We start from the raw sequence: 23356 nt of genomic DNA, 5'->3' as shown, positions 1-23356 counted from the left end.
CGCAGAAACTCACTGGGCCAGCGGCAGAACCTGCCAGCGCCCGTCTTGCTGAATCAATTGCCGATCACAATCCGCCTCGAGAGCAGCACTCAACGGCTGGCCAGGCAGAGCCTGAACCACACGCTGGCCCTCGTTGCGCAACTGGCAGACTTGCTGCCAGAGGGCCGCGTCGCCACTGTCCGGCATCCAGATGCCGCCAGTTGGCAATACGACCTCCGCTCGCCCCAGTGTGACCAGGGTCTTCAAATCCGTGGAGAAACCAGTGGCCGGGCGCGCCCGGCCAAAATCGGCGCCAATATCGTCGTAGCGCCCGCCTTGGGCGATCGATTGGCCTTCGCCCGGCACGAACACGGCGAACACCACGCCGGTGTGATAGTGGTAACCACGCAGCTCGCCGAGGTCGAAGTACAGCGGCAGGTCCGGGTAGCGAGACGCCAGGCGATCAGCGATCGCCAGCAGGTCATCCAGCGCCGCCAGTACGCTGGCCGGGGCGCGACCGAGGCGCACGCGGGCTTCAGCCAGTACTTCACGACCACCGCACAGTTCGACCAGGGCGCGCAGCATGCTGCCCAGGTCTTTCGGCAGGTCGGCGGTCAGCGCCTGCACTTCATCGACAGCCTTGCGCTGCATGGCGTCGAACAGCTGCTGTTCGACCGCGCCAGACAGGCCGGCGGCACGGGCCAGGCCGCGGTAAATACCGACATGGCCCAGGTCCATGTGCACATCCGGCACATCGGTCAGCTGCAGCGTGGCGAGCATCAGGCTGATGACCTCGACGTCACTGGTAGGGCTGGCATCGCCGTACAGCTCGGCACCCAACTGGATCGGGCTGCGCGAGGTGGACAGGGCACGCGGCTGGGCGTGCAGCACGCTGCCGGCATAGCACAGGCGGCTCGGGCCTTCACGGCGCAGTGTGTGCGCATCGATACGCGCCACCTGCGGGGTGAAGTCGGCGCGGAAGCCCATCAGGCGGCCGGACTGCGGGTCCACTACCTTGAAGGTACGCTGATCCAGGTCCTGGCCGGCGCCGGTAAGCAGCGACTCCAGGTACTCGATATGCGGGGTGACGACCAGTTCGTAGCCCCAACTCTGGAACAGGTCCAACACCTGGCGACGCGCGATCTCGATGCGCGCAGCCTCAGGTGGCAGTACTTCCTCGATGCCATCTGGCAGCAGCCAGCGGTCTACCGTTGCCATTACGCCATTTCCCCTCTGGTCCGGGCGGCTTGCCAGCAGGCAAGCCGTCAGAAAAGCCGGTATCGCGCACAGCAGCGGGCAGCACTGATCCCAGCGCAGCCACCGTACCCGACACCCTCAAATTGCCTTGCGAGCTGACCAAACTGTCGACCGGCGCTGTGCCAATCAACCTTGCAGACGCAAAAAAGCCGGGAAATTTCCCGGCTGCCTCATCATACACCCCTTTTCATTCAGGATGCACCCCGCCTGGTGCATTAGCTGCCAGGCGGGGTGCCGCTGCATGAAAATCAGGGCCTGAGCATCAAGGCCTGCTCTTGTCCAGGTAACGGAAGAACTCGTTCTTCGGATCCAGGACCATCACGTCGCTCTTGCTCGAGAAGCTCTCGCGGTATGCCTGCAGGCTACGGTGGAACGCATAGAAATCAGCGTCCTGGCTGTAGGCCTTGGCATAGATAGCGGCCGCCTGGGCGTCACCATCACCGCGGGTTTCTTCTGCTTCGCGATAAGCCTCGGCCAGCAGCACACGGCGCTGACGGTCGGCATCGGCACGGATACCTTCGGCCAGCTCGTTACCCTTGGCACGGTGCTCGCGGGCTTCACGCTCACGCTCGGTGCTCATGCGATCGAACACGCTGCGGTTGACTTCCTTCGGCAGGTCGATGGCCTTGACGCGCACGTCGACCACCTCGATGCCCAGCTCCTTGCTCGCCATGCGGTTCAGCGATGCAGTGATGTCAGCCATCAGCGCGTCACGTTCACCGGAAACCACTTCGTGCAGGGTACGTTTACCGAACTGGTCGCGCAGGCCACTTTCCAGACGGCGCGACAGACGCTCGTCGGCGATCTGCTTCATGCCGGACGTGGCGGTGTAGAAGCGTTCAGCGTCCTTGACGCGCCACTTGGCGTAGGCGTCGACCATCACCGCTTTCTTTTCCAGGGTCAGGAACCGCTGGGTAGGAGCATCGAGGGTCATCAGTCGGGCGTCGAACCTGCGCACCTGGTTCACGTACGGAATCTTCACGTGCAGGCCGGGCTGAACATCCGCCTCGACCACCTTACCGAAGCGCAGCAGTACCGCACGCTCGGTCTGGGACACGATGTAGAAGCTGTTCCAGGCCACGATGGCCAGGACCACGGCGGCGATCAGGGCGATCAGCGATCTATTGCTCATCAGCGGCTCTCCCTAGTACGCAGTTGCTGCTGTTGCTGTTGCATGTCCTGCGCGGCACGGGCGGCCGCATCGTTGGCCGATGGCGACACGCTGGTGGTTGGCATGGACGGCCTGCGGCTGCCTTCGACCATCTTGTCCAGCGGCAGGTAGAGCAGGTTGTTCTGCCCGTCCTTGGTTGCCACCATGACCTTGCTCGAGTTGCTGTAGACCTCTTGCATGGTCTCCAGGTACAGACGCTCACGGGTTACGTCAGGTGCCTTGCGGTACTCGACAAGCAGCTTGGTAAAGCGGTCTGCCTCACCCTTGGCGCGGGCGATGACTTCGTCGCGGTAACCATTGGCGTCCTCGATGATGCGCTGCGCCTGACCACGGGCTTCCGGCACCACGCCGTTGGCATAGGACTCGGCCTGGTTGCGGGCACGCTGCTCGTCTTCGCGGGCTCGGATCACGTCGTCGAAGGCTTCCTGCACTTCACGCGGGGCTGCCGCGCTCTGTACGTTGACCTGGGTAACGGTGATACCGGTACGGTAGTTGTCGAGGAAGCGCTGCAGGCGTTCGCGGATATCCACGGCCATCTGCTCACGACCCTCGGTCAACACCTGGTCCATCGAAGTGGAACCAACCACGTGGCGCAGAGCACTCTCGGTCGCGTGCTGCAAACTCACCTCAGGCTGGTCGACGTTGAGCACGAAGTCCTGCAGGTTGCTGATCTTGTACTGGACGGTCAGCGGCACCTCGACGATGTTCTCGTCTTCGGTCAGCATCTGGCCCTGCTTGGTGTAGGCACGCTCACGCGTGACGTTTTCCATGTACTTGCGATCAATCGGCGGGAAGTAGATGTTCAGGCCGGGACCGACCGTCTCATAGTACTTGCCGAAGCGCAGCACAACCGCCTGCTCCTGCTCGTCGACCACATACACGGCGTTGTACAGCCAGATTGCAGCCAGCACCGCCAGGCCGATGCCCAGCAGGCCCAGGCCACCGCCCTTGCCGACATTGCGGTCACCGCCGCCACGTTTTTTGCTGCCGCCGAACATGCCATTCAGGCTGTCCTGCAGTTTGCGGAAGGCCTCGTCCAGATCCGGTGGACCTTTCTTGTCACCACCGCCGCCACCGCCACCACGGCGGCCGCCCCAGGGATCCTGATTGTTCGAGTTGCCACCCGGCTCGTTCCAAGCCATAGCGCTCTCCATCTGATAAAGCAAAGACGCGCCCACGGCGCGCCGTCCAATGCTACAGAATGCCTGTCACTGCTGCCCGGCGACCTCGACGAGCATTTATTGCAAAGTGTGTTGCTCGACAAACACTTGCGGCTCCATGCCTTCGCGGCTGACCAGGCGATTCAGTTCGACCATGGGCAGTCGCACGCTCAGCAGGCTGCGCCCTTCTTCATCATGCTCTTCACTCTGCACGGCCCCCAAGGCAAAGAATTGCGCGCGCAAGCGGGCAAAACGCTGCTCCAGACACAGGGTACCGACAAACAGATCATCCCCCAGCAACTCGGCAACCGCCTGGCCAACCAGCTCCAGGCCACGCCCATCGCGTGCCGATACCCAGACCCGTTCCGGCTTGCCATCGGCATTGCGCTGGATCTGTGGCTCGACATCTTCGAGCAAGTCGAGTTTGTTGTACACCTCAAGGATCGGCAACCCCTCGGCACCAATCTCGCCCAACACCGCCAGCACTTGCTCGATCTGCTCCATGCGCTCAGGCTCATGGGCGTCGATCACATGCAGCAACAGGTCGGAGTTGCTCGACTCTTCGAGCGTAGCCCGAAATGCCTCGACCAGCTTGTGCGGCAGGTGGCGAATGAAGCCTACGGTATCGGCCAGCACGATCGGCCCCAGGTCGTTGAGCTCGAGCCGGCGCAGGGTCGGGTCGAGTGTGGCGAACAGCTGGTCCGCGGCATACACCTCGGACTCGGTCAGGGCGTTGAACAGCGTGGACTTGCCGGCGTTGGTATAACCCACCAGCGACACCGACGGAATATCCGCGCGCTTGCGCCCGCGACGCGCCTGCTCGCGCTGACTGCGCACTTTCTCCAGGCGTGACTTGATCTGGCGTATCCGCACCCGCAACAGGCGGCGGTCGGTTTCCAGCTGGGTTTCACCCGGGCCGCGCAGGCCAATACCACCTTTTTGTCGCTCAAGGTGAGTCCAGCCGCGCACCAGCCGCGTGCTCATGTGCTCCAGCTGGGCCAGTTCGACCTGCAGCTTGCCTTCATGGGTACGCGCCCGCTGGGCGAAGATATCGAGGATCAGCCCGGTACGGTCGAGCACACGACACTCGAACACACGTTCAAGGTTGCGCTCCTGACTGGGCGTAAGGGTGTGATTGAAAATCACCAGATCTACCTGTTCGGCATGGACCAGGTCGTGCAACTCTTCGACCTTGCCACTGCCAATCAGGTATTTGGCGGAAGGCTGATGCCTTGTCACCGTGACCAGCGAGACGATGTCGGCCCCGGCCGACAATGCCAACTCCTGAAACTCCTGCGGGTCTTCGCGCGCCTCAGGGTTCTGACCTTCCAAGTGAACGAGCAACGCCCGCTCACCACCACCGTGGCGCTCAAAGAACAATGCAGGCTCCTATCAGGCGTTGCCTGGCTCGCTGTCGCCGTGCTCGCTGTCGGTCGGGCTTGGCAGGCGGACCGGACGGGCCGGAACTACGGTCGAGATGGCGTGCTTGTAGACCATCTGGCTGACGGTGTTCTTCAGCAATACCACGAACTGGTCGAACGACTCGATCGAGCCCTGCAGTTTGATACCGTTGACCAGATAAATGGATACCGGGACCTTTTCTTTTCTCAAGGTGTTCAAGTAAGGGTCTTGTAGCGAATGCCCTTTTGACATATGCCGCACTCCTGTAAGGATAAATAATAGAAAATCAATAAAATCGATAAATTAGGCCGCCCCTTCGCAAGAATAGACGGCAATCAGCAGGGACTCAGCTCAATATGGAGATGGCCCCAAGGTATTTCAAGGTGCGGGACAGATTGTCGCAGGCCAGGCTGTCAAGCCAGTGCACTTCAGGCCAGCCACGCAACCAGGTGAACTGCCGCTTGGCCAGCTGCCGGGTAGCAATGATACCGCGTTCACGCATCTCATTCTCAGTCAGCTTGCCATCCAGGTAATCCCACACTTGCCGATAACCCACTGCCCGTATAGACGGCAGCCCGGCGTGCAAGTCACTTCTGGCTCGCAGCGATCGGACCTCGTCAACGAAGCCCTGTTCCAGCATCTGCGAAAATCGTAACGCAATTCGCTGATGCAAAATGTGACGATCTGTAGGAGCAATCGCCAAACTGGCGACAGTATAGGGCAAATGTCCGCCAGCGCCTGCGTCTGCGCCGCGACTTTCCGCGAATTGACGCCGACGATGAACTGTCATGCTCTCGCCGCTCACCCGGTATACCTCCAACGCCCGGATCAACCGCTGCGGGTCATTGGGGTGGATACGCGCCGCGGACTCCGGATCAACTTCGGCCAACTGGCGGTGCAGCTCGGCCAGGCCCAGGGCTTCAGCCTGTGCCTCCAGCTCGGCGCGCACCGCCGCATCGGCCGCTGGCATGTCGGCCAAGCCATCGATCAACGCCTTGTAATAGAGCATGGTGCCGCCGACCAGCAGCGGGATCTTGCCGCGCGCGGTGATCTCGGCCATGGCCTCCAGGGCGTCGGTACGGAACTGCGCGGCCGAATAGCTCTCGGCCGGGTCGCGAATGTCGATCAGCCGGTGCGGGTGGGCGGCAAGTATTTCTTTCGACGGCTTGGCCGAACCGATATCCATGCCACGGTAGACAAGTGCCGAATCGACGCTAATCAGCTCACACGGCAGCACTGTGGTCAGTTCGATGGCAAGGTCGGTCTTGCCGGCCGCCGTCGGACCCATCAGGAATATTGCAGGGGGCTTGCCGCTCATTTCATCGACCGCGCAGGAAAAGTTTGTCCAGATCGTCCAGGCCCATCTGGGTCCAGGTAGGACGGCCATGATTGCACTGGCCGCTGCGCTCGGTGTTTTCCATGTCGCGCAGCAGGGCGTTCATCTCGGGAATTGCCAGGCGCCGGTTGGCGCGTACGGCACCGTGACAGGCCATGGTGCCGAGCAGTTCGTTGAGGTGCGCCTGAATGCGATCACTGGTGCCGTATTCCATAAGGTCGGCAAGCACGTCCTGCACCAGGCGGTTGGCTTCGGCCTGCTTGAGCAAGGCCGGGATCTGGCGAATCGCCAAAGTTTCGGGGCCCAGGCGCTGCAATTCGAAGCCCAGCCGCTGGAACCACTGTGCATGCTCTTCGGCACAGTCGGCCTCACGCTGGCTCAGGGCCAGGGTTTCCGGCACCAGCAGCGGCTGGCCGCTCAGGCCCTCGCTGGCCATGGCCACCTTGAGGCGCTCGTACATTATCCGCTCGTGGGCGGCGTGCATGTCCACCAGCACCAGGCCAACGGCGTTCTCGGCCAGGATGTAGATGCCCTTGAGCTGCGCCAGCGCGTAGCCTAGCGGGGGAATGTCGCCCTGGCTTTCGGGCAGGGCCGTCGCAGGCGCTGCACCGGTTTCCAGCGGCTTGTAGAACTCACGATACACCGCCTGTGCCTCTGCGGCCGGCAGCGGCTGCGAGGGGCGTGGGGTGTACTGATACTGGTAACCGGCGCCACTGCCACCATTGGAAAATGACTGCTGTGGGGCTCGAGGCTGTTCAAGCACCGGCGAGGCCAGGCGCATTTCACCCTGGGGCCCGAACTCACCGGCCTGCTGACCAGTCGGGCGCACCAGCTCAGGCACGGCAGCAGGTGCGGCCAGCTGATCTTCCGGGCGTACGTCGGCCAAGGCACGGTGCAAGGTGCCATACAGGAAGTCATGCACCGAGCGCCCTTCACGGAATCGCACTTCATGCTTGGTAGGGTGCACGTTCACATCGACGCCGTTGGGCTCCAGCTCCAGGAACAGCACGAAAGTGGGGTGGCGGCCGTTGAACAGCACGTCCCGGTAGGCCTGACGCACGGCATGGGCGACCAGTTTGTCGCGCACTGCCCGGCCATTGACGAAGAAGTACTGCAGGTCTGCCTGGCTGCGCGAGAACGTGGGCAAACCGACCCAGCCCCAAAGGCGCAGGCCGTTGCGCTCGACGTCGATCGGCAGCGCCTGCTCCATGAACCCCGGGCCACAGATGGCACCCACCCGCCGCGCACGGGCGACTTCGTCGTGGGCCTCATGCAGGCTGAGGATGCTCTTGCCGTTGTGGCGCAGGTGGAAGCCGACATCGAAACGGGCCAGTGCCAGCCGGCGGATCACTTCCTGCAAGTGATCGAATTCGGTTTTCTCGGCCTTGAGGAACTTGCGCCGGGCCGGGGTATTGAAGAACAGGTCGCGCACTTCCACAGAGGTACCGACCGGGTGCGCCGCCGGCTGCACCCGCGGCGTCATGTCTCGGCCTTCGGTTTCAACTTGCCATGCCTCGCTGGCACTGGCAGTACGCGAGGTCAGGGTCAGGCGCGCCACCGAACTGATCGAGGCCAAAGCCTCGCCACGAAAGCCCAGGCTCAATACCCCTTCAAGGTCTTCCAGCTCGCGGATCTTGCTGGTGGCGTGTCGGGCGAGCGCCAGCGGCAGGTCGTCGGCAGAAATGCCGCTGCCGTCGTCCCGCACCTTCAGCAGCTTGACGCCGCCCTGCTCTACTTCGACATCGATGCGCCGGGCACCGGAGTCCAGGCTGTTTTCCAGCAGTTCCTTGGCTACGGATGCCGGCCGTTCTACAACCTCGCCGGCAGCAATCTGGTTGGCCAGCCGCGGGCTGAGCAGCTGAATTCGTGAACCGCCACTCATTATTGCGCGGCCAAGGTTGTGGCGGGCACATCGAGGCGCTGGCCAACCTTCAGTTCATCGGTCTTCAGCCTGTTGGTGCTGCGCAGGCTGGCCACACTGACCTGGTAACGCACGGCGAGCATCGCCAGGGTTTCGCCAGGGCGCACGGTGTGTTCACGCGGGCCGGCGGCAATCTTGCCGGTGTCACGCAGCCAAGCGATATAGGTGCCAGGTGGCGGGTTCTGCTGGAAATACTGGCGCACCCCGGTGCGGATCGAGCGGGCCAGTGCCTGCTGGTGGCTGGGCGAGGCCAGCTTGGCTGCTTCGTTGTTGTTCGAGATGAACCCGGTTTCAACGAGAATCGACGGAATATCCGGTGACTTCAGCACCATGAAGCCGGCCTGCTCCACGCGCTGCTTGTGCAACGAGGTGACGCGCCCCATGTTGCCCAATACCTTCTGCCCCACGTTGAGGCTGGAGCTGAGCGTAGCTGTCATCGACAGATCAAGCAGCACGCCAGCGAGCATGCGGTCCTTGTCGTCGAGGCTGACATTACCCGCACCACCGATCAGGTCGGAACGGTTTTCCGTGTCGGCCAGCCAGCGCGCAGTCTCGGAGGTGGCGCCACGATCGGACAGGGCGAACACCGAAGCGCCAAAGGCTGCACGCGACGGAGCCGCGTCGGCGTGAATCGAAATGAACAGGTCGGCGCCTTTCTTGCGGGCAATTTCGGTACGCTTGCGCAGTGGGATGAAGTAATCACCGGTGCGGGTCAGCTCTGCGCGGAAACCTTTTTCGCTGTTGATCTGACGCTGCAGTTCTTTGGCGATCTGCAACACGATGTCTTTTTCGTGCTGGCCACGCGAGCCGGAAGCGCCAGGGTCTTCGCCGCCATGCCCGGCATCGATGGCAACCACGATGTCACGCTTGCCACTGGGTACCGGTGGCAGCTTGATCGCCGGCTGGGCCGGCGTCACTGGCACCGCCGGCGTGGTCGCAGGCGTTTGCACCGGGGCCCGTGCAGGCGGCGGCGCGCTGGCCGCGATAGCGTCAGCTTCCTGGTCATAAAGGTCGACCACCAAGCGGTTGCCGTACTGTGCATTGGGCGCCAGGGTGAAGCTTTTCGGGGTTACCGACTTTTTCAGATCGACCACAACCCGAAGGTCGGTTGGCGTACGCTGGGCCGAACGCACATTGCTTATCGGCGTGTTGGAGGTGGCCACATTCAGTGGCGCGGCCAGTGTTGCGCCATTGATGTCGATGACCAGGCGATCGGGCGCGCTCAGGGTGAAGACACTGTGCTGCACGGGGCCAGACAGGTCGAAAACCAGCCGCGTGTTGTCCGGTGCGCGCCACAGGCGCATGCTCTTGACTTGAGTGACGGCCAGAGCCTCAACGGTCACCGTTGTCAGCAGCAGCCCAACGATGGCGACCAGTGCGCGTATGCGCATACCTACCCCACTTACTGTTTATAGTGTTCGGCCAGTGCCACGCACCAGGCCTCGCCGCGAGCCCCCTGCGGCGAAAGGTTCAGCGAGCGTCCACTCGCTTGGGGGCTTATGGTAATGGTCAGGTCAGGCTTTGGCAAAACGCCCGCACCCTTTTGTGGCCATTCGAACAAGCACAGCGGGTCGCCTTCGAAATAGTCACGAATACCCATGAACTCAAGCTCCTCCGGGTCGACCAGGCGATACAGGTCGAAGTGAAAGGCTCGGACCTCGCCGATTTCATAGGGTTCGACCACGGTGAACGTCGGGCTTTTCACAGCACCAGTATGGCCCAGACCGCGGATCAGGCCACGCGACAGGGTAGTTTTACCCGCACCCAGGTCGCCTTCAAGGAAAATAACACCGCGACCACCGGTCACTTCGGCCAGTGCTGCACCGAATTTGACCGTGGCCTCTTCATCGGCCAGAAACAAATTTAAGCCAGACACGCAGAATGCTCCTCCAACAACTCACGAATGACCGGCGCCAGATCACTGGCCGCCAGGCCTCTACCTTTTATCCCAAGGCGCTCGCCGGCACAGGCGTGCAACCATACCCCCAGACAGCCCGCACCCCAGGCATCCAGGCCTTGGGCCACCAGTGCCGCCAACACGCCAGTCAGCACATCGCCCAGACCGGCGCCGGCCATCGCCGGGTGCCCGCGCTCGCACACCGCCAGTTGCCCGCTCGGAGCTGCCACCAATGTGCCAGCACCTTTGAGTACACAGACGCTGTTATAACGGCGCGCCAGCTTGCGTGCGGCGCCAGGACGGTCGGCCTGCACCGCCTCGGTGGAAATGCCCAGCAGCCGCGCCGCCTCCCCCGGGTGCGGGGTAAGGATGCTGCCACTGGGCAGGGCCAGCGGGGTGCGCGCCAGCAAATTCAAGGCATCGGCATCCCACACTTGCGGCCGCTCGGCGTTGGCCACCGCCGACAACAGGCTGCGGCCCCACGCCGCCTGCCCCAGGCCGGGCCCGACCACCAACACCGAGGCGCGCTCCAGCACGCCCATCAGCTGGTTGGCCGAACGGGCCCCCAGGCACATGACCTCGGGCAGGCGCGCCAGGCTGGCTGACACGTGCTCGGGCCGGGTTGCCACGCTGACCAGCCCGGCGCCGCAACGCAGGGCGGCTTCAGCGCTGAGCAATACAGCGCCTCCGGTACCAAGGTCGCCACCGACCACCAGTACATGGCCAAAGTCGCCCTTGTGGGCATGCGCATGCCGTGCCGGCAGGCGGGCAACCGTCACGCTGCTGAGCAATTGAGGGGCATTACTGGGGTGTTTGGTCTGCGGCATGGGGTCAAAGGCTCCAATGTCTGGCAGAATTATACGCACCTGAGCCCGTATTGCCTTGCCCATCCATGCCTGCCTCCACACCTGACCTCGCCCAACTGGCCCAATCGATCAAGATGTGGGGCCAGGAACTCGGTTTTGCCCATGTCGGCATCGCCGGGGTCGACCTTGGCGAACACGAACACCACCTGCAGCGTTGGCTCGACGCCGGCTATCAGGGTGAAATGGAATACCTGGGCGCCCACGGCAGCAAAAGGTCACACCCGGACCAACTGATCCCCGGCACGGTACGCGTGGTCTCGCTACGCATGGACTACCTGCCCGGCGACACGCAGATGGCACAGCGCCTGGCCCAGCCGGAGAAGGCCTACGTGTCGCGCTATGCGCTTGGCCGGGACTACCACAAGCTGGTGCGCAAGCGCGTTCAGTTTCTTGCCGACCGCATCCAGGAAGCCATCGGCCCGTTCGGCTACCGCGCCTTTGTAGACAGCGCCCCGGTACTGGAAAAAGCCCTGGCCGAACAGGCCGGGCTGGGCTGGATCGGCAAGAACACGCTGTTGCTCAACCGCAAGGCAGGTAGCTATTTCTTCCTTGCCGAACTGTTCGTCGACCTGCCGCTGCCGGTGGACGAAGCCACCACCAGCGAACACTGCGGGCGTTGCCAGGCCTGCCTGGACATCTGCCCGACACAGGCGTTCGTCGGGCCTTATGTGCTGGATGCCCGGCGCTGCATCTCGTACCTGACCATCGAGCTGAGAGGCGCGATCCCTGTCGAGTTGCGCGCAAAGATGGGCAACCGGGTGTTCGGTTGCGACGACTGCCAGATCGTCTGCCCGTGGAACCGCTTTGCCAAGCACAGCCAGGAGCAGGATTTCCAGCCACGGCACGGGCTGGAAAATACCGATCTGGCAGCGATGTTCCTGTGGGATGAACGCACCTTCCTGCGCAAGACCGAAGGCGGGCCGTTGCGGCGGGCCGGGTACGAGCGTTTTTTGCGCAACCTGGCGGTAGGTTTGGGCAATGCGCCGTCGACGATTCCGGTGATCGAGGCGCTGAAGGCCCGGCGCGACGATGAATCGGATCTGGTGCGCGAGCATGTGGAATGGGCGCTGGCCCGACACGACATTTCCTAGCCACACAATCTTTGTAGGAGCGGGTTCACCCGCGAATGCTGTGGCAGTGGCAAAATTGAACGCCTGGTAGAAATTGGCCGACAGGCCCGGCCCTTTCGCGGGTAAACCCGCTCCTACAGGGCTGCATCAGCCTATTGCTGGTCGTTGTAGTGGAACTTGGGCATTTCCCAGTGGAAGCGAATCGCCAACAGGCGCACCAGGAAACCGCCAAACAGTGTCAGCAACATCGCCTGCTCCGCCGGCACCTTGAAATACACGCAACCCAGATAGAACCAGGCCGCCGCAAATGACACGCTGGCATACAGCTCTCGGCGGAACACCAGCGGGATATCGTTGCAGAAGATATCCCGCAGGATCCCGCCAAACACCCCGGTGATCACCCCGCTGATCGACGCCACCAGCATGCCCTGCCCCATCTCCAGCGCCGTCATGCAGCCAATCAGGGTAAATGCCACCAGCCCCAGGGCATCGAGCACCAGGAACAGCGAGCGAAGGCGGCGCATCATTGGCGCGATGAAAATGGTCAGCAGCGCCGCAAAACTGGTCAGCACCAGGTACTCCGGGTGCTTCACCCAGGTCAGCGGGTAGTGCCCGAGCAGCACATCACGCACCGAGCCGCCCCCAAGCGCAGTGACGCAGGCGATCAGTACCACGCCAAACCAGTCCATGCCGCGACGCCCGGCAGACAGCGCGCCAGTCATGGCTTCGGCGGTAATGGCGATGAGGTAGAGCATCAACAACATGGTGCGGGTCCGTGCAGGAAAGGCGCGCAGTCTAACCAGTTGCCCAAGGCACCAAAAGGGGGCGCAGATACAATATCTGCGCCGTTTCGACTCACAGCTTGATGAAGTGCTCGCGATAGTGACGCAGTTCGGCGATCGATTCGCGGATATCGTCCAGCGCCAGGTGGGTATTGCCCTTCTTGAAGCTGTCACGCACGTTCGGCGCCCAGCGCGCGGCCAATTCCTTGAGGGTGGAGACATCCAGGTTGCGGTAGTGGAAGTAGTTTTCCAGGTTGCGCATGTGGCGGTAGAGGAAACGACGATCCTGGCAGATGCTGTTGCCGCAGATCGGCGACTTGCCTTTAGGCACCCACTGCTCGAGGAAGGCGATGGTCTGCGCCTCGGCTTCGGCCATGCTGACCTTGCTCTCGCGCACGCGCTGGGTCAGCCCCGAAGCACCATGGGTGCGGGTATTCCACTCGTCCATGCGCGCCAGCACTTCGTCACTGTGGTGGATGGCGATTACCGGCCCTTCGGCCAAGGTGTTCAGCTCGCTGTCGGTGACGATGGTGGCCATTTCGATGATAACGTCGCTGTCCGGATCCAGGCCGGTCATTTCCAGGTCGATCCAGATCAGGTTCTGTGGGTTTTGCATGCAGGGGCTCCTCATATAGGCGGTCATATTAGCCTAGTGGCCAAGGCACGCCCATTCACGGCATAAAGCTGGGCGGAATAGTCCAACGGCTGGCGTGCTAAACTGCCTGCCGTTTTCAATGCCCACGCCGGGCCTCTCTTACGGTACCTTCATGGCCAAACGCCAGCTCAATCGCCGCCAGAACTGGCGGATCGAAAAAATCCAGGGTGAGCGCGCCGCTCGCGCGGCCAAACGCGAGCAGCATGCACTGCAGGAACTGGAGGGTGGTGACCTGGGGCCGGAGCAGCTTGGCCTGGTGATCGCACACTTCGGCGTACAGGTAGAAGTGGAAGCCCAGGACGGCGAAACCGCGGGCCAGGTGTTCCGCTGTCACTTGCGTGCCAACCTGCCAGCACTGGTCACCGGCGACCGCGTGGTATGGCGTGCGGGCAATCAGGGCATTGGCGTGATCGTGGCGCAGATGCCGCGCAGCACCGAGCTGTGCCGGCCGAACAACCATGGCCAGCTCAAGCCCGTAGCTGCCAACGTCGACCTGATCGTGATCGTGTTCGCCCCGGCGCCGGAACCACACCCGAACCTGATCGACCGCTATCTGGTAGCGGCCGAACACGCCGGCCTGCGGCCGCTGCTGCTGCTGAACAAGGCCGACCTGATCAACGACGAGAACGGCCCCGGCCTGCATGCGTTGCTGGAGGTCTACCGCGAACTGGGTTACCCGCTACTGGAAGTATCGGCACACCAGGGCGACGGCATGCAGCGCCTGCAGCAGCTACTCGACGGCCACATCAGTGTGTTCGTCGGCCAGTCAGGGGTAGGTAAGTCGTCGCTGGTCAACAGCCTGCTGCCGGACGCCGGCACCCGCGTCGGCGACCTGTCGGAATGGTCTGGCCAGGGTACCCACACCACCACCACGGCCCGGCTGTACCACTTCCCCAACGGCGGCGACCTGATCGACTCGCCGGGCATTCGCGAGTTCGGCCTTGGCCATGTCAGCCGCGACGACGTGGAAGACGGCTTCATCGAGTTCCGCGACCTGTTCGGCACCTGCCGCTTCCGCGACTGCAAGCATGACCGCGAACCGGGCTGCGCGCTGCTCAAGGCACTGGAAGAGGGGCGTATCAAGCCGCAACGCATGAACAGCTATCGCTCGATCATTGCCAGCCTGACTGAAGGCAGCTACTGAAACGCTCGAATTGAAAGTTGCCGCGATCCCTTGTAGGAGCGGGTTTACCCGCGAATACGGTGGCGACTGCAACGGTGAGCGGCGGGTGGAAATTGGCCAGCAGGTCCGGCCCTTTCGCGGGTGAACCCGCTCCTACGACGGCCTGCGCCCAATCACCGATGCGTATGTAGGAGCGGCTTTAGCCGCGAACACCGGCAACGCCGGTGCCATTCACCGCGCTGGAGGCTTCGCGGGTAAACCCGCTCCTGCAGTGATCGCGCCAGCGTTCAAGTGCTGGGTAGCACAGTTGCCCACACAAAAAGGCCGCTTACTGCTCCTTGGCGTCATCCATCTTCAGCGTGCCCTCTTCAAAGATGTTCAGCTTCTGGCGCAGCTCACGCGGTTGCATCGGTGTCTGTTCAGTTGCCCCTGGGGCAGCCGGCGCCGAAGCCCCTGGCGCAGCACCACTGGCTGGCGCTGCAGGAGCAGTTGGCGGTGTTTGCGGCGCACCCTGCTCACCCTCGATGTTGCGCTGGGCTTTCTTGGTCAGCACGATGATGTCGATGCGGCGATTGACCGGGTTGAACGGGTCCTTGCGGTCGAACAGCGATGACGAGGCGTAACCCACCACCCGCGCCACCTGGCTGTCCGGGTAACCACCGGCCACCAGTGCACGACGCGCGGCGTTGGCGCGGTTGGCCGACAGCTCCCAGTTACCGTACTCGCCCGTGCCAGCATACTGCTTGGCATCGGTGTGGCCGCTGATGCTGATCTTGTTCGGCACCGCCTTGATGGTGTCGGCCATGGCCAGCAGGATATCTTCGAAGTAGGGCTGCAGGCGCGCGCTACCGATGTCGAACATCGGCCGGTTCTCGGCATCCATGATCTGGATACGCAGGCCATCCTGGGTAATCTCAAACAGGATCTGGTCCTTGAACTTCTGCAGCTGCGGGTTCTCTTCCACCTTGTTCTGCAGTTCCTGCAGCAATAGCTCCAGACGCTCGCGCTCGACCTGCTCGGCCATGGTCTCGACCTGGTCCTTGCTCAGCTGAGTGGGGGACTGCTGCGTCGGCTCGGTCTTCACTTCCGGATTGATGGTTTTGTCCGGCGCCATTTCCGGTGAACCACCCAGGTCGATGACATAAGGCGTGCCACTCTCGGAAAAACCGATTGGGTCCTGGAAGTAGCCGGCAATGGCGATCTTCTGCTCAGGCGTGGCCGTGGACAACAGCCACAGCACCAGGAAGAACGCCATCATCGCCGTGGCGAAGTCGGCAAAGGCGATTTTCCAGGCGCCACCATGGTGGCCGCCGCCAAAGCGCTTGACGCGCTTGACGATGATGGGCTGATTGTTCTCCATGACTCAGCGACCGCGAACCGCTTGTTCCAGTTCGGCGAAGCTTGGGCGGTGCTTGGGGTACAGCACCTTGCGCCCGAACTCGACCGCCAGCGAAGGTGGCATGCCCGACGCCGAGGCCACCAGCGAAGCCTTGATCGATTCGTAGAGGTTCAGTTCTTCCTTGGCATCGTGCTCCAGGCACTTGGCCAAAGGACCGAAGAAACCGTAAGCCGCCAGAATACCGAAGAAGGTACCCACCAGCGCCGCACCTACGTGCATGCCGATGGCCGCCTGGTCGCCATCGCCCAGCGAGGCCATGGTCACCACGATACCCAGTACCGCCGCAACGATACCGAAGCCGGGCATACCGTCGGCGATGCCGGTCACCGCGTGGGACGGGTGCTCCAGCTCTTCTTTCATGCTCAGCAGTTCCATGTCGAACAGGCCCTCGAGCTCGTGCGGGGCCATGTTGCCGGTGGACATGATGCGCAGGTAGTCGCAGACGAACGCAGTCATGCGCTCATCGGCCAGTACCGTCGGGTACTTGGCGAAGATCGGGCTGGCAGCGGCGTCCTCGATGTCGGCCTCGATGGCCATCATGCCTTCGCGACGGCTCTTGTTGAGGATTTCGTATACAAGGCCCAGCACCTCCAGGTAGAAGGCATGGCTGAAGCGCGAGCCGAACATCTTTATCGACTTCTTGATGACATGCATGGTCATGTGGCCAGGGTTGGCCTGCAGGAATGCACCGAAGGCCGCACCGCCGATGATCAGTACTTCGAACGGCTGGATCAGCGCTGCGATCTTGCCGTGGGAGAGCACGTAGCCGCCGAGCACGCTCGCGAATACGACGATGATGCCGATAATTTTAGCCATAGGTTCAAAGCACTTGCTGTCGTGGTCAGGGGAAGAGACGGGAGCTTTAAAACTCTTCTTCTACTTATCGGCAGAACTGCGCCAGACTATAGCCACTCAATGCGAAAAGCCAGTTCGGACTGATGTCAAAATGCCAATTGAAACCAAGGTGCCCACTCAGGCCCCGCGTACGCTAGAGGCCTGGGTAAAGCTGCTCGAGAGTGTTCGCATCCCCGTGCCGAAGCACAGCTACGACCGGGTCATGGCCGCCATCCACGATAACCGCCGCTCGCTGCGCGATATCGCCGAACTGATGCAGGATAGCCCGGCACTGGTGCTGTCAGTGATGCGCGAAGCCAATCACCCCACCAATGCCAGCCTCGCCGAGCCCGCCGAAAGCCTGGAAGTCGCACTCAACCGCCTGGGCCTGGAGCGCAGCGAGCAGCTTCTCAAACGCCTGCCGGCACTGCCCGTGGAGGAGATTCCGCCGGTACTGTGCCAGTTCCAGATGATCAGCCAGCATGCGGCACAGCAGGCCAGCGGCCTGTTCGCCAGCCGCCTGGCACGGCTGTGGCAAGAGATTCACTGGGGCAGCCTGCTGTTCCTGTCGCCACTCTGGCCACTGGCACTGGCTTACCCCAAGCTGCTCGACACCTGGGAACTGCGGGTTATTCACAAAGGTGAAGACGCCGCCCACGTCGAGGAAGAACTGTTCGGCGTGCGCATCATGGCGCTGTGCCAGACCATGGCCGAGTATTGGCGCCTGCCCCAGTGGGTCACCCAGGGCTATCGCCTGCTGCTGGAAGAGCGCGAGCAACTGGCCCAGGTGCTGAGCATCGCCCGCGACGAAGACCTGCTCAGCCAACAGCACCGCCTGGATGCCGAGCCCGGCTTGCGACGTTGGTTCAACCAGCCGGCCAATACCGTACTGCTGGCCAACAACCTGGCCCTGGCGGCACAGGTCGGCTGGGACAACCCGCACCTGCTGCGCTGGCAACTGCTGACCGCGCTGTACCTGCAAACCACGCTGGAAGACGTGCAGCAGCAAGTGCACCAGCAGGCGGCTGCCAGCGCCCGCCGCCACGCCCGGCATGCCCTGTTCCACCCGGCCGAGGCTTTGATCTGGCCGTGGCACCAACGCCGCCCTCACCCGGACATGCTGGCCCCGCCTCCACCCAGCAGCGACGACCTGGCGCGCTGGCGCACGCTGTGCCAGCACCTGCTGGCCCAACCCAGCCCGTTCACCAACGCCGTGCACCTGGCCACCCAGGCCCAGGAAGCCCTGCTGGCCTGCGGCATGCAACGCATCATGCTGCTTAGCCTGGACAAGGCCAGCGACTACCTGCGCGTGCAGCAAATTGCCGGTCTGCCCAAGGAGGCTGGGGCCCTGGCCCTGCAGGTATCACAGAACAAGCTGCTGCAAAAGCTGCTGAGTCAGGCCGGGCAGCTGCGCATCACACCGGAAAACCACAGCCAGTTCTCGGCGCTGATGCCTGCCCCGCTGCGCGCTTTGTTTCGCAGCGAGCATGTTCTACTTCGCTCGCTGGCTGCGAACGACCAGGTGCTGATGCTGCTGGTCGCCGACCAGGGCTGCCGGCCGATGGCCGATATCAGCGTGCAAGCCTTCGGCAAGACCGCGCAATGCATCGAGCGGGCCTTGTCGGTGTTTACCAACCGCAAGGGTTGAGCCTTGCGCTACAATCGCCCCTCTTTCCACACTGGAGACCGTGGATGACCGACTTTTCCGGCCTGCCCCTGGTGATCGAAGCTGCAGACCTGCTGCCACGCCTGGATTCGCCGCAACTGATCCTGGTCGACCTGAGCAGCGCCAACCGCTATGTCAGCGGGCATATCCCCGGCGCGCGCTTTGTCGAAGGCAAGCGCACCCAGCTCGGCCAGCCCCCGGCGCCCGGCCTGCTGCCGGCCCTGGGCGAGCTCGAGAAGCTGTTCAGCGAACTCGGCCATCGCGCCGACGCCGTGTATGTGGTGTACGACGATGAAGGTGGCGGCTGGGCCGGGCGCTTCATCTGGCTGCTCGATGTCATCGGCCACAAGCGCTACCACTACCTCAATGGCGGTATACAGGCCTGGCCGGCAGACAAGCTGTCCACCCAAGTGCCGGCCAGTGGCAACGCCCCGGTCCGTCTGCACATCGACAGCGCACCCACTGCCACCCGCGAGTACCTGCAAAGCCGCCTGGGTGCCGATGACCTGGTCATCTGGGACGCGCGCGGCCCGCAGGAATTCAGCGGCGAAAAAGTGCTGGCAGCCAAAGGCGGCCATATTCCCGGCGCGATCAACTTCGAGTGGACCGCCGGCATGGACTTCAACGACCACCTGCGCATCCGCCACGACATCGCTGAAGTCCTGGAGAAGCTGGGCATCACCCCCGACAAGGAAGTGATCACCCACTGCCAGACCCACCGCCGCTCCGGTTTCACTTACCTGGTGGCCAAGTCCCTCGGCTACCCACGCGTCAAGGCCTACGCCGGCTCGTGGGGCGAATGGGGCAACCACCCGGACACGCCTGTAGAAGTCTAAGGAACCTGCATGAAATCCCGTCTGTTCATCATCAGCCAGTACCTGCTGCCGCACCACCTGCTGTCGCGGCTGGCCGGCTGCATCGCCGAGTGCCGTGTGCGCTGGTTCAAGAACGCCTTCACCGCATGGTTCGCCAAGCGCTACCAGGTCAACATGAGCGAGGCTCTGGTCGAAGACCTGAGCGCTTACGAGCACTTCAATGCGTTCTTCACCCGCGCCCTGAAGCCAGGCGCCCGCCCTTTGGACGAAACCCCGGGCGCCATCCTGTGCCCGGCCGACGGTGCGGTCAGCCAGCTCGGCCCGATCGAGCACGGCCGTATCTTCCAGGCCAAAGGCCACGGTTTCAGCGCGCAAGAGCTGCTGGGCGGTGACCCGGCCATGGCCGCGCCGTTCATGGGCGGCGAGTTTGCCACCATCTACCTGTCGCCCAAGGACTACCACCGCGTGCACATGCCGCTGGCCGGCACCCTGCGCGAAATGGTCTACGTGCCGGGCCGTCTGTTCTCGGTCAACCAGACCACCGCAGAGAATGTCCCCGAACTGTTCGCCCGCAACGAGCGCGTGGTGTGTCTGTTCGATACAGAGCGCGGGCCAATGGCCGTGGTACTGGTCGGTGCGATGATCGTCGCCTCGATCGAAACGGTATGGGCTGGGCTGGTCACGCCGCCCAAGCGTGAGTTGAAGACCTTCCGTTACGACGAAGCCAGCCGCGCCCCGATCCACCTGGAGAAAGGTGCCGAACTAGGCCGCTTCAAGCTGGGTTCGACTGCCATCGTGCTCTTCGGGCCAGAGCAGGTGAAATGGGCCGAGAGCCTGGGTGCTGGCTCAGCAGTGCGCATGGGGCAACAGTTGGCGGCACCCGTGCAGGCTTGATTCGATCCATATGGAAAGGCCCTGCAAATGCAGGGCCTTTTTCATTGGGGCCAGCATGCGGCCCCAGATTCACGGATCAGCCGCGGGCGTCGCGGTCACGCAGGCCCAGCAGATACAGCACCCCATCCAGCCCCAAGGTGGAAATCGCTTGCTTGGCCGACTGGCGCACCAGCGGCTTGGCACGGAACGCCACGCCCAACCCGGCCAGCGACAGCATCGGCAGATCATTGGCGCCATCGCCCACAGCGATGGTCTGCTCCAGTTGCAAGCCTTCCTCACTGGCCAGCTTCTTCAACAGTTCGGCCTTGCGCTGGGCATCGACAATCGGCTCAACAGCCACGCCGGTCACCTTGCCATCGACCACTTCAAGTTCGTTGGCGAACACATAGTCGATACCCAGGCGCGCCTGTACCTGACGAGCGAAGTAGGTAAAGCCACCGGATAGAATCGCAGTCTTGTATCCCAGGCGCTTGAGCTCGGCAAACAGGTTCTCGGCACCCTCGGTCAGGCGCAGCGATGCCCCGATCTCGTCCAGCACACCCACATCCAGGCCCTTGAGCAGAGCCATGCGTTCTTTGAAGCTGGCGCGGAAGTCCAGTTCACCGCGCATGGCGCGCTCGGTGATCGCCGCCACCTGCTCCCCCACACCCGCTGCCTTGGCCAATTCGTCGATGACTTCGGCCTCGATCAGCGTGGAGTCCATGTCGAACACCGCCAGGCGGCGGTTGCGGCGGAACAGATCGTCCTTCTGGAAGGCGATGTCGACACTCAGTTCTTCAGCCAGGGCAAAGAAGTCGGCGCGCAGGGCCTGGGCATCGCTCGGCACGCCACGCACGGAGATCTCGACGGCTGCCTTGCCCTTGTCGATTTCTGTATCCAGTGCCACCCGGGCCGACAGGCGCTCCATGCGCTCGATGGTCAGGCCGTACTGGCTGATCACCGCACTCACCCGCTGCAACTGCTCGGGAGTGATCTTGCGGCTGAGCAGGGTAACGATGTGACGCGCTTCGCCATGCCCATCGGCCCAGTGCTGGTAGTCCGCCTCGGAAATCGGCGTGTAACGGGCCTGCAGGTTCAGTTCGTGGGCTTTTGCCTGCACGCTTTGCAGCAGCGCGGTAGCCACTTCGTTGTCCGGGATGTCGACCAGGATGCCAAACGACAAGGTGCCGTGCATGACCGCCAGGCCGATGTCGAGGACACTCACACCGCCCTGCAGCAGGACGCCGGTGATAGCCGCAGTGAGACCGGGACGGTCCTCACCGGTGATGTTGATCAGGACGATTTCGCGCACAACCTGGCTCCGACTTCGATGAAAAATGCGCATTCTACCGATTTTCCATGACCATCGGGCGCCAACGATACTTTGCCGACAAAACCCGGCTCGCTATACTCCCCCCACTTTCATGCCATTAAGAGCCGAGCTCTGTGAACCGGCCCACGCCAGTCAAACCAGACAACTTCTTCCTGATGATCTATCGCGCCCTGAGTCAACGTCGCGTGCCGCTGGCACTGCGCATCGCCTGCACCAACATTTTCCTGGTGGCGCTGGCGCTGGTGATCTACGCCTGCGTGATGGGCCTGCAGTTCAAGCAGGCCATGCATGAGCAGGCCGATGCCCTGGGCCAGAGCCTGACCACCCAGACTGCCACATCGGCAACCGAGCTGCTGGTGTCCAACGACATCCTCAGCCTCAACGTGCTACTGGGCAACCTGGTGAAAAACCCGCTGGTGGCCCATGCGGCAATCTACAGCGTGGATAACCGCATCCTCGCCGAAGCTGGCCAGCGCCCGCGCAACAGCCTGCTGGGCGAGGCCGAAGGCCTGTACCAGACCAAGATCACGTTCCAGGACGTGATGGCCGGGCAACTGCGCATCAGCCTGGACATGAGCCAGTTCCAGCAGCCGATGCTGATCAGCCTGCAGAGCATGGGCATTCTGGCCGCCATCCTGCTGGCCCTGGCCTTGGCCCTCAGCTTGCGTCAAGGCCGCTTCATCACCCTGCCACTGCTGCAGCTGCGGGTATGGCTGCGCGACCCGCAGCCCTATACCCCGGCCACCGACCGCCAGGACGAGATCGGCGACATCGCCCGACAGCTGCATGCACGCCTGGCCCCGCCTCCGCCACCAGAGCCGGAGCCCGAGGAAGAAGACGACGAGCAATTCGACGACCTGCACGCAGCTGCCCCGGCACCCAAGGCCGTACCGCGCACCAAGGTCGCCCTGGAAGACGAAGATGACGACGCAGCCTTCGCCGGCCTGCTGGACGACGACACTGCCCCCAAGGCCGCCGCAGAGGTCGAGTCCGACGAGCCGCAGTACAGCGCCGTACTTGCCGTGCAGCTGGGCTCGCAGGAGCAACTGCGCCGCCTGCCACGTACACGCCTGGACGAGCTGACCGAGCGCTACCGCGATTGCCTGGAGCACGCGGCTTCGCTCTATGACGGCGAAACCCACACACTGAACGACGGCAGCACCCTGGTGCTGTTCCACAGCCGCGAATGTGGCGAGGACTACCTGACCAACGCCATTTGCTGTGGCGAACTGTTGCGCGCCTTGGGCCACGCCTTGCAGATCGAGGTAGCCGACAGCGGCATCACCCTGCAACTGCAGCTAGGCCTGGTCTTGGGCAACGACCTGCATGGGCTGGAACTGGTTGACCTGCTGATAGCCGAGAAGGTCCAGGATGCCCTGGCGCTGTCGCAGCACAGCCGCAACCTGTTGCTGGTAGAGCGGCAGATCAACGATGATGCCCTGATTCGCCAGCGTGCGCGTATTCGCCCGATCGCCAGCCCCGAAGGCGCGTGCTGTGTGGAGCGCCTGATGGAGCCCTACCCGTCAATGCTGGAACGGCAACTGGCGCGCATGCATGAGCACCGCGCCTGACAGGCATACGCTGCATCTACAGCGCATGTCTTGAGCCAGGCTGGTTGCCTTGCGATCACCTGCCTGGCGCAATATCCAGCCAGTAGCACAAACACCGGTAGGAGCGGGTTTACCCGCGAATACGGTGGCGGCCGCAACGGTGAACGGCGGGTGGAAATTGACCACCAGGGCCGGCCTCTTCGCGGGTAAACCCGCTCCTACACGGCGGCCTGTGTCCAACCCCCGATGTGTGTCCACCCCCGATCCG

At 63.0% G+C, this 23356-nt stretch carries 21 protein-coding genes; 6 read left to right on the top strand and 15 right to left on the bottom strand.

Going from position 1 to position 23356, the window contains the following annotated elements; translation table 11 throughout:
• Positions 1-9 precede the first annotated feature (9 nt).
• The 10 genes from ACF8RA_RS07630 to ACF8RA_RS07585 form a co-directional block, all read right to left on the bottom strand.
• Positions 10-1197, bottom strand: coding sequence for an ATP phosphoribosyltransferase regulatory subunit (locus tag ACF8RA_RS07630; protein ID WP_176683146.1), 1188 nt, complete (start codon positions 1195-1197; stop codon positions 10-12).
• A gap of 301 nt (positions 1198-1498) precedes the next feature.
• Positions 1499-2368 (bottom strand): protease modulator HflC, encoded by an 870-nt coding sequence (gene hflC / locus ACF8RA_RS07625; RefSeq protein ID WP_014592592.1) that lies wholly within the window; start codon positions 2366-2368, stop codon positions 1499-1501.
• Positions 2368-3549, bottom strand: coding sequence for an FtsH protease activity modulator HflK (gene hflK, locus ACF8RA_RS07620; RefSeq protein ID WP_176683145.1), 1182 nt, complete (start codon positions 3547-3549; stop codon positions 2368-2370). Before hflK ends, hflC begins: the two co-directional genes overlap by 1 nt.
• Positions 3550-3645: 96 nt before the next feature.
• Entirely contained in the window at positions 3646-4947 is a 1302-nt protein-coding gene (hflX, locus tag ACF8RA_RS07615) for a ribosome rescue GTPase HflX (RefSeq protein ID WP_012274456.1), read from the bottom strand.
• A 12-nt stretch (positions 4948-4959) separates the two neighbouring features.
• A complete protein-coding gene (hfq, locus tag ACF8RA_RS07610) occupies positions 4960-5220 on the bottom strand; it encodes an RNA chaperone Hfq (RefSeq protein WP_003249532.1) in 261 nt (86 codons plus the stop codon).
• 94 nt (positions 5221-5314) lie between these two features.
• Positions 5315-6286 carry a tRNA (adenosine(37)-N6)-dimethylallyltransferase MiaA gene (miaA, locus tag ACF8RA_RS07605; RefSeq protein ID WP_176683144.1) on the bottom strand — a complete coding sequence of 324 codons (972 nt, stop codon included), beginning with the start codon at positions 6284-6286 and terminating at the stop codon, positions 5315-5317.
• Position 6287: 1 nt separating this feature from the next.
• The gene (gene mutL, locus ACF8RA_RS07600; protein ID WP_084851629.1) at positions 6288-8186 is read right to left on the bottom strand and encodes a DNA mismatch repair endonuclease MutL; all 1899 of its coding nucleotides are present in this window, start codon (positions 8184-8186) and stop codon (positions 6288-6290) included.
• Positions 8186-9616: an N-acetylmuramoyl-L-alanine amidase gene (locus tag ACF8RA_RS07595; protein WP_176683143.1), complete on the bottom strand. Its 1431-nt coding sequence runs from the start codon at positions 9614-9616 to the stop codon at positions 8186-8188. Before ACF8RA_RS07595 ends, mutL begins: the two co-directional genes overlap by 1 nt.
• Before the next feature lie 11 nt (positions 9617-9627).
• The gene (gene tsaE / locus ACF8RA_RS07590; RefSeq protein WP_003249523.1) at positions 9628-10101 is read right to left on the bottom strand and encodes a tRNA (adenosine(37)-N6)-threonylcarbamoyltransferase complex ATPase subunit type 1 TsaE; all 474 of its coding nucleotides are present in this window, start codon (positions 10099-10101) and stop codon (positions 9628-9630) included.
• Complete coding sequence (locus ACF8RA_RS07585) at positions 10089-10949, bottom strand: NAD(P)H-hydrate dehydratase (RefSeq protein WP_176683142.1); 861 nt, start codon at positions 10947-10949, stop codon at positions 10089-10091. Before ACF8RA_RS07585 ends, tsaE begins: the two co-directional genes overlap by 13 nt.
• A 65-nt stretch (positions 10950-11014) precedes the next feature.
• On the opposite strand from ACF8RA_RS07585, the gene queG reads away from it, so the two are divergent.
• Complete coding sequence (gene queG / locus ACF8RA_RS07580; RefSeq protein ID WP_209963120.1) at positions 11015-12079, top strand: tRNA epoxyqueuosine(34) reductase QueG; 1065 nt, start codon at positions 11015-11017, stop codon at positions 12077-12079.
• Positions 12080-12210: 131 nt separating this feature from the next.
• Here queG and ACF8RA_RS07575 read toward each other — a convergent pair whose 3' ends face one another.
• Both ACF8RA_RS07575 and orn read right to left on the bottom strand, forming a co-directional pair.
• Positions 12211-12822 (bottom strand): trimeric intracellular cation channel family protein, encoded by a 612-nt coding sequence (locus ACF8RA_RS07575; protein WP_003249516.1) that lies wholly within the window; start codon positions 12820-12822, stop codon positions 12211-12213.
• Between the two features lie 91 nt (positions 12823-12913).
• Positions 12914-13456 carry an oligoribonuclease gene (gene orn / locus ACF8RA_RS07570; RefSeq protein WP_176683140.1) on the bottom strand — a complete coding sequence of 181 codons (543 nt, stop codon included), beginning with the start codon at positions 13454-13456 and terminating at the stop codon, positions 12914-12916.
• Positions 13457-13607: 151 nt separating this feature from the next.
• Here orn and rsgA point away from each other — a divergent pair, with 151 nt between their 5' ends.
• Positions 13608-14639: a small ribosomal subunit biogenesis GTPase RsgA gene (gene rsgA / locus ACF8RA_RS07565; protein WP_392518994.1), complete on the top strand. Its 1032-nt coding sequence runs from the start codon at positions 13608-13610 to the stop codon at positions 14637-14639.
• 307 nt (positions 14640-14946) lie between these two features.
• Here the strand turns inward: rsgA and motB are convergent, their stop codons facing one another.
• Positions 14947-15978, bottom strand: a complete 1032-nt coding sequence (gene motB, locus ACF8RA_RS07560) for a flagellar motor protein MotB (RefSeq protein ID WP_176683138.1) — start codon at positions 15976-15978, stop codon at positions 14947-14949.
• 3 nt (positions 15979-15981) lie between these two features.
• On the bottom strand, positions 15982-16833 hold the full coding sequence (gene motA / locus ACF8RA_RS07555) for a flagellar motor stator protein MotA (RefSeq protein WP_176683137.1): 852 nt from the start codon (positions 16831-16833) through the stop codon (positions 15982-15984).
• A gap of 130 nt (positions 16834-16963) precedes the next feature.
• Between motA and ACF8RA_RS07550 the strand changes: the two genes are divergently transcribed.
• Genes ACF8RA_RS07550 through asd form a run of 3 tightly spaced genes read left to right on the top strand, consistent with a single transcriptional unit; the run spans position 16964 to position 20226 of the window.
• Positions 16964-18499 (top strand): HDOD domain-containing protein, encoded by a 1536-nt coding sequence (locus ACF8RA_RS07550; RefSeq protein WP_176683136.1) that lies wholly within the window; start codon positions 16964-16966, stop codon positions 18497-18499.
• Between the two features lie 44 nt (positions 18500-18543).
• Entirely contained in the window at positions 18544-19353 is an 810-nt protein-coding gene (locus ACF8RA_RS07545) for a rhodanese-like domain-containing protein (RefSeq protein ID WP_176683135.1), read from the top strand.
• A 9-nt stretch (positions 19354-19362) separates the two neighbouring features.
• Positions 19363-20226 (top strand): archaetidylserine decarboxylase, encoded by an 864-nt coding sequence (gene asd / locus ACF8RA_RS07540; RefSeq protein ID WP_025340835.1) that lies wholly within the window; start codon positions 19363-19365, stop codon positions 20224-20226.
• Positions 20227-20302: 76 nt separating this feature from the next.
• On the opposite strand, the gene serB is transcribed toward asd, so the two are convergent.
• Complete coding sequence (gene serB / locus ACF8RA_RS07535) at positions 20303-21517, bottom strand: phosphoserine phosphatase SerB (protein ID WP_176683133.1); 1215 nt, start codon at positions 21515-21517, stop codon at positions 20303-20305.
• 134 nt (positions 21518-21651) lie between these two features.
• Here serB and ACF8RA_RS07530 point away from each other — a divergent pair, with 134 nt between their 5' ends.
• Positions 21652-23109: an AhpA/YtjB family protein gene (locus tag ACF8RA_RS07530; RefSeq protein ID WP_176683132.1), complete on the top strand. Its 1458-nt coding sequence runs from the start codon at positions 21652-21654 to the stop codon at positions 23107-23109.
• Positions 23110-23356 lie beyond the last annotated feature (247 nt).

This window comes from Pseudomonas sp. FYR_5 (assembly GCF_043106315.1).
GTDB classification, from domain to species: domain Bacteria; phylum Pseudomonadota; class Gammaproteobacteria; order Pseudomonadales; family Pseudomonadaceae; genus Aquipseudomonas; species Aquipseudomonas putida_Y.
Note: the sequence above shows the minus strand (reverse complement) of the source record. Positions and strands in the feature narration are given on the sequence as shown.

Excerpts from the sequence above, each read along its gene's own strand:
- queG (WP_209963120.1), top strand. The coding sequence starts at position 11,015 with ATGCCTGCCTCCACACCTGACCTCGCCCAACTGGCCCAATCGATCAAG.
- ACF8RA_RS07585 (WP_176683142.1), bottom strand. The coding sequence starts at position 10,949 with ATGCCGCAGACCAAACACCCCAGTAATGCCCCTCAATTGCTCAGCAGC.
- ACF8RA_RS07575 (WP_003249516.1), bottom strand. The coding sequence starts at position 12,822 with ATGTTGTTGATGCTCTACCTCATCGCCATTACCGCCGAAGCCATGACT.
- motA (WP_176683137.1), bottom strand. The coding sequence starts at position 16,833 with ATGGCTAAAATTATCGGCATCATCGTCGTATTCGCGAGCGTGCTCGGC.
- motB (WP_176683138.1), bottom strand. The coding sequence starts at position 15,978 with ATGGAGAACAATCAGCCCATCATCGTCAAGCGCGTCAAGCGCTTTGGC.
- orn (WP_176683140.1), bottom strand. The coding sequence starts at position 13,456 with ATGCAAAACCCACAGAACCTGATCTGGATCGACCTGGAAATGACCGGC.
- hflK (WP_176683145.1), bottom strand. The coding sequence starts at position 3,549 with ATGGCTTGGAACGAGCCGGGTGGCAACTCGAACAATCAGGATCCCTGG.
- mutL (WP_084851629.1), bottom strand. The coding sequence starts at position 8,186 with ATGAGTGGCGGTTCACGAATTCAGCTGCTCAGCCCGCGGCTGGCCAAC.
- rsgA (WP_392518994.1), top strand. The coding sequence starts at position 13,608 with ATGGCCAAACGCCAGCTCAATCGCCGCCAGAACTGGCGGATCGAAAAA.
- ACF8RA_RS07630 (WP_176683146.1), bottom strand. The coding sequence starts at position 1,197 with ATGGCAACGGTAGACCGCTGGCTGCTGCCAGATGGCATCGAGGAAGTA.
- ACF8RA_RS07545 (WP_176683135.1), top strand. The coding sequence starts at position 18,544 with ATGACCGACTTTTCCGGCCTGCCCCTGGTGATCGAAGCTGCAGACCTG.
- hflC (WP_014592592.1), bottom strand. The coding sequence starts at position 2,368 with ATGAGCAATAGATCGCTGATCGCCCTGATCGCCGCCGTGGTCCTGGCC.
- hfq (WP_003249532.1), bottom strand. The coding sequence starts at position 5,220 with ATGTCAAAAGGGCATTCGCTACAAGACCCTTACTTGAACACCTTGAGA.
- ACF8RA_RS07595 (WP_176683143.1), bottom strand. The coding sequence starts at position 9,616 with ATGCGCATACGCGCACTGGTCGCCATCGTTGGGCTGCTGCTGACAACG.
- asd (WP_025340835.1), top strand. The coding sequence starts at position 19,363 with ATGAAATCCCGTCTGTTCATCATCAGCCAGTACCTGCTGCCGCACCAC.
- miaA (WP_176683144.1), bottom strand. The coding sequence starts at position 6,286 with ATGAGCGGCAAGCCCCCTGCAATATTCCTGATGGGTCCGACGGCGGCC.
- ACF8RA_RS07550 (WP_176683136.1), top strand. The coding sequence starts at position 16,964 with ATGCCAATTGAAACCAAGGTGCCCACTCAGGCCCCGCGTACGCTAGAG.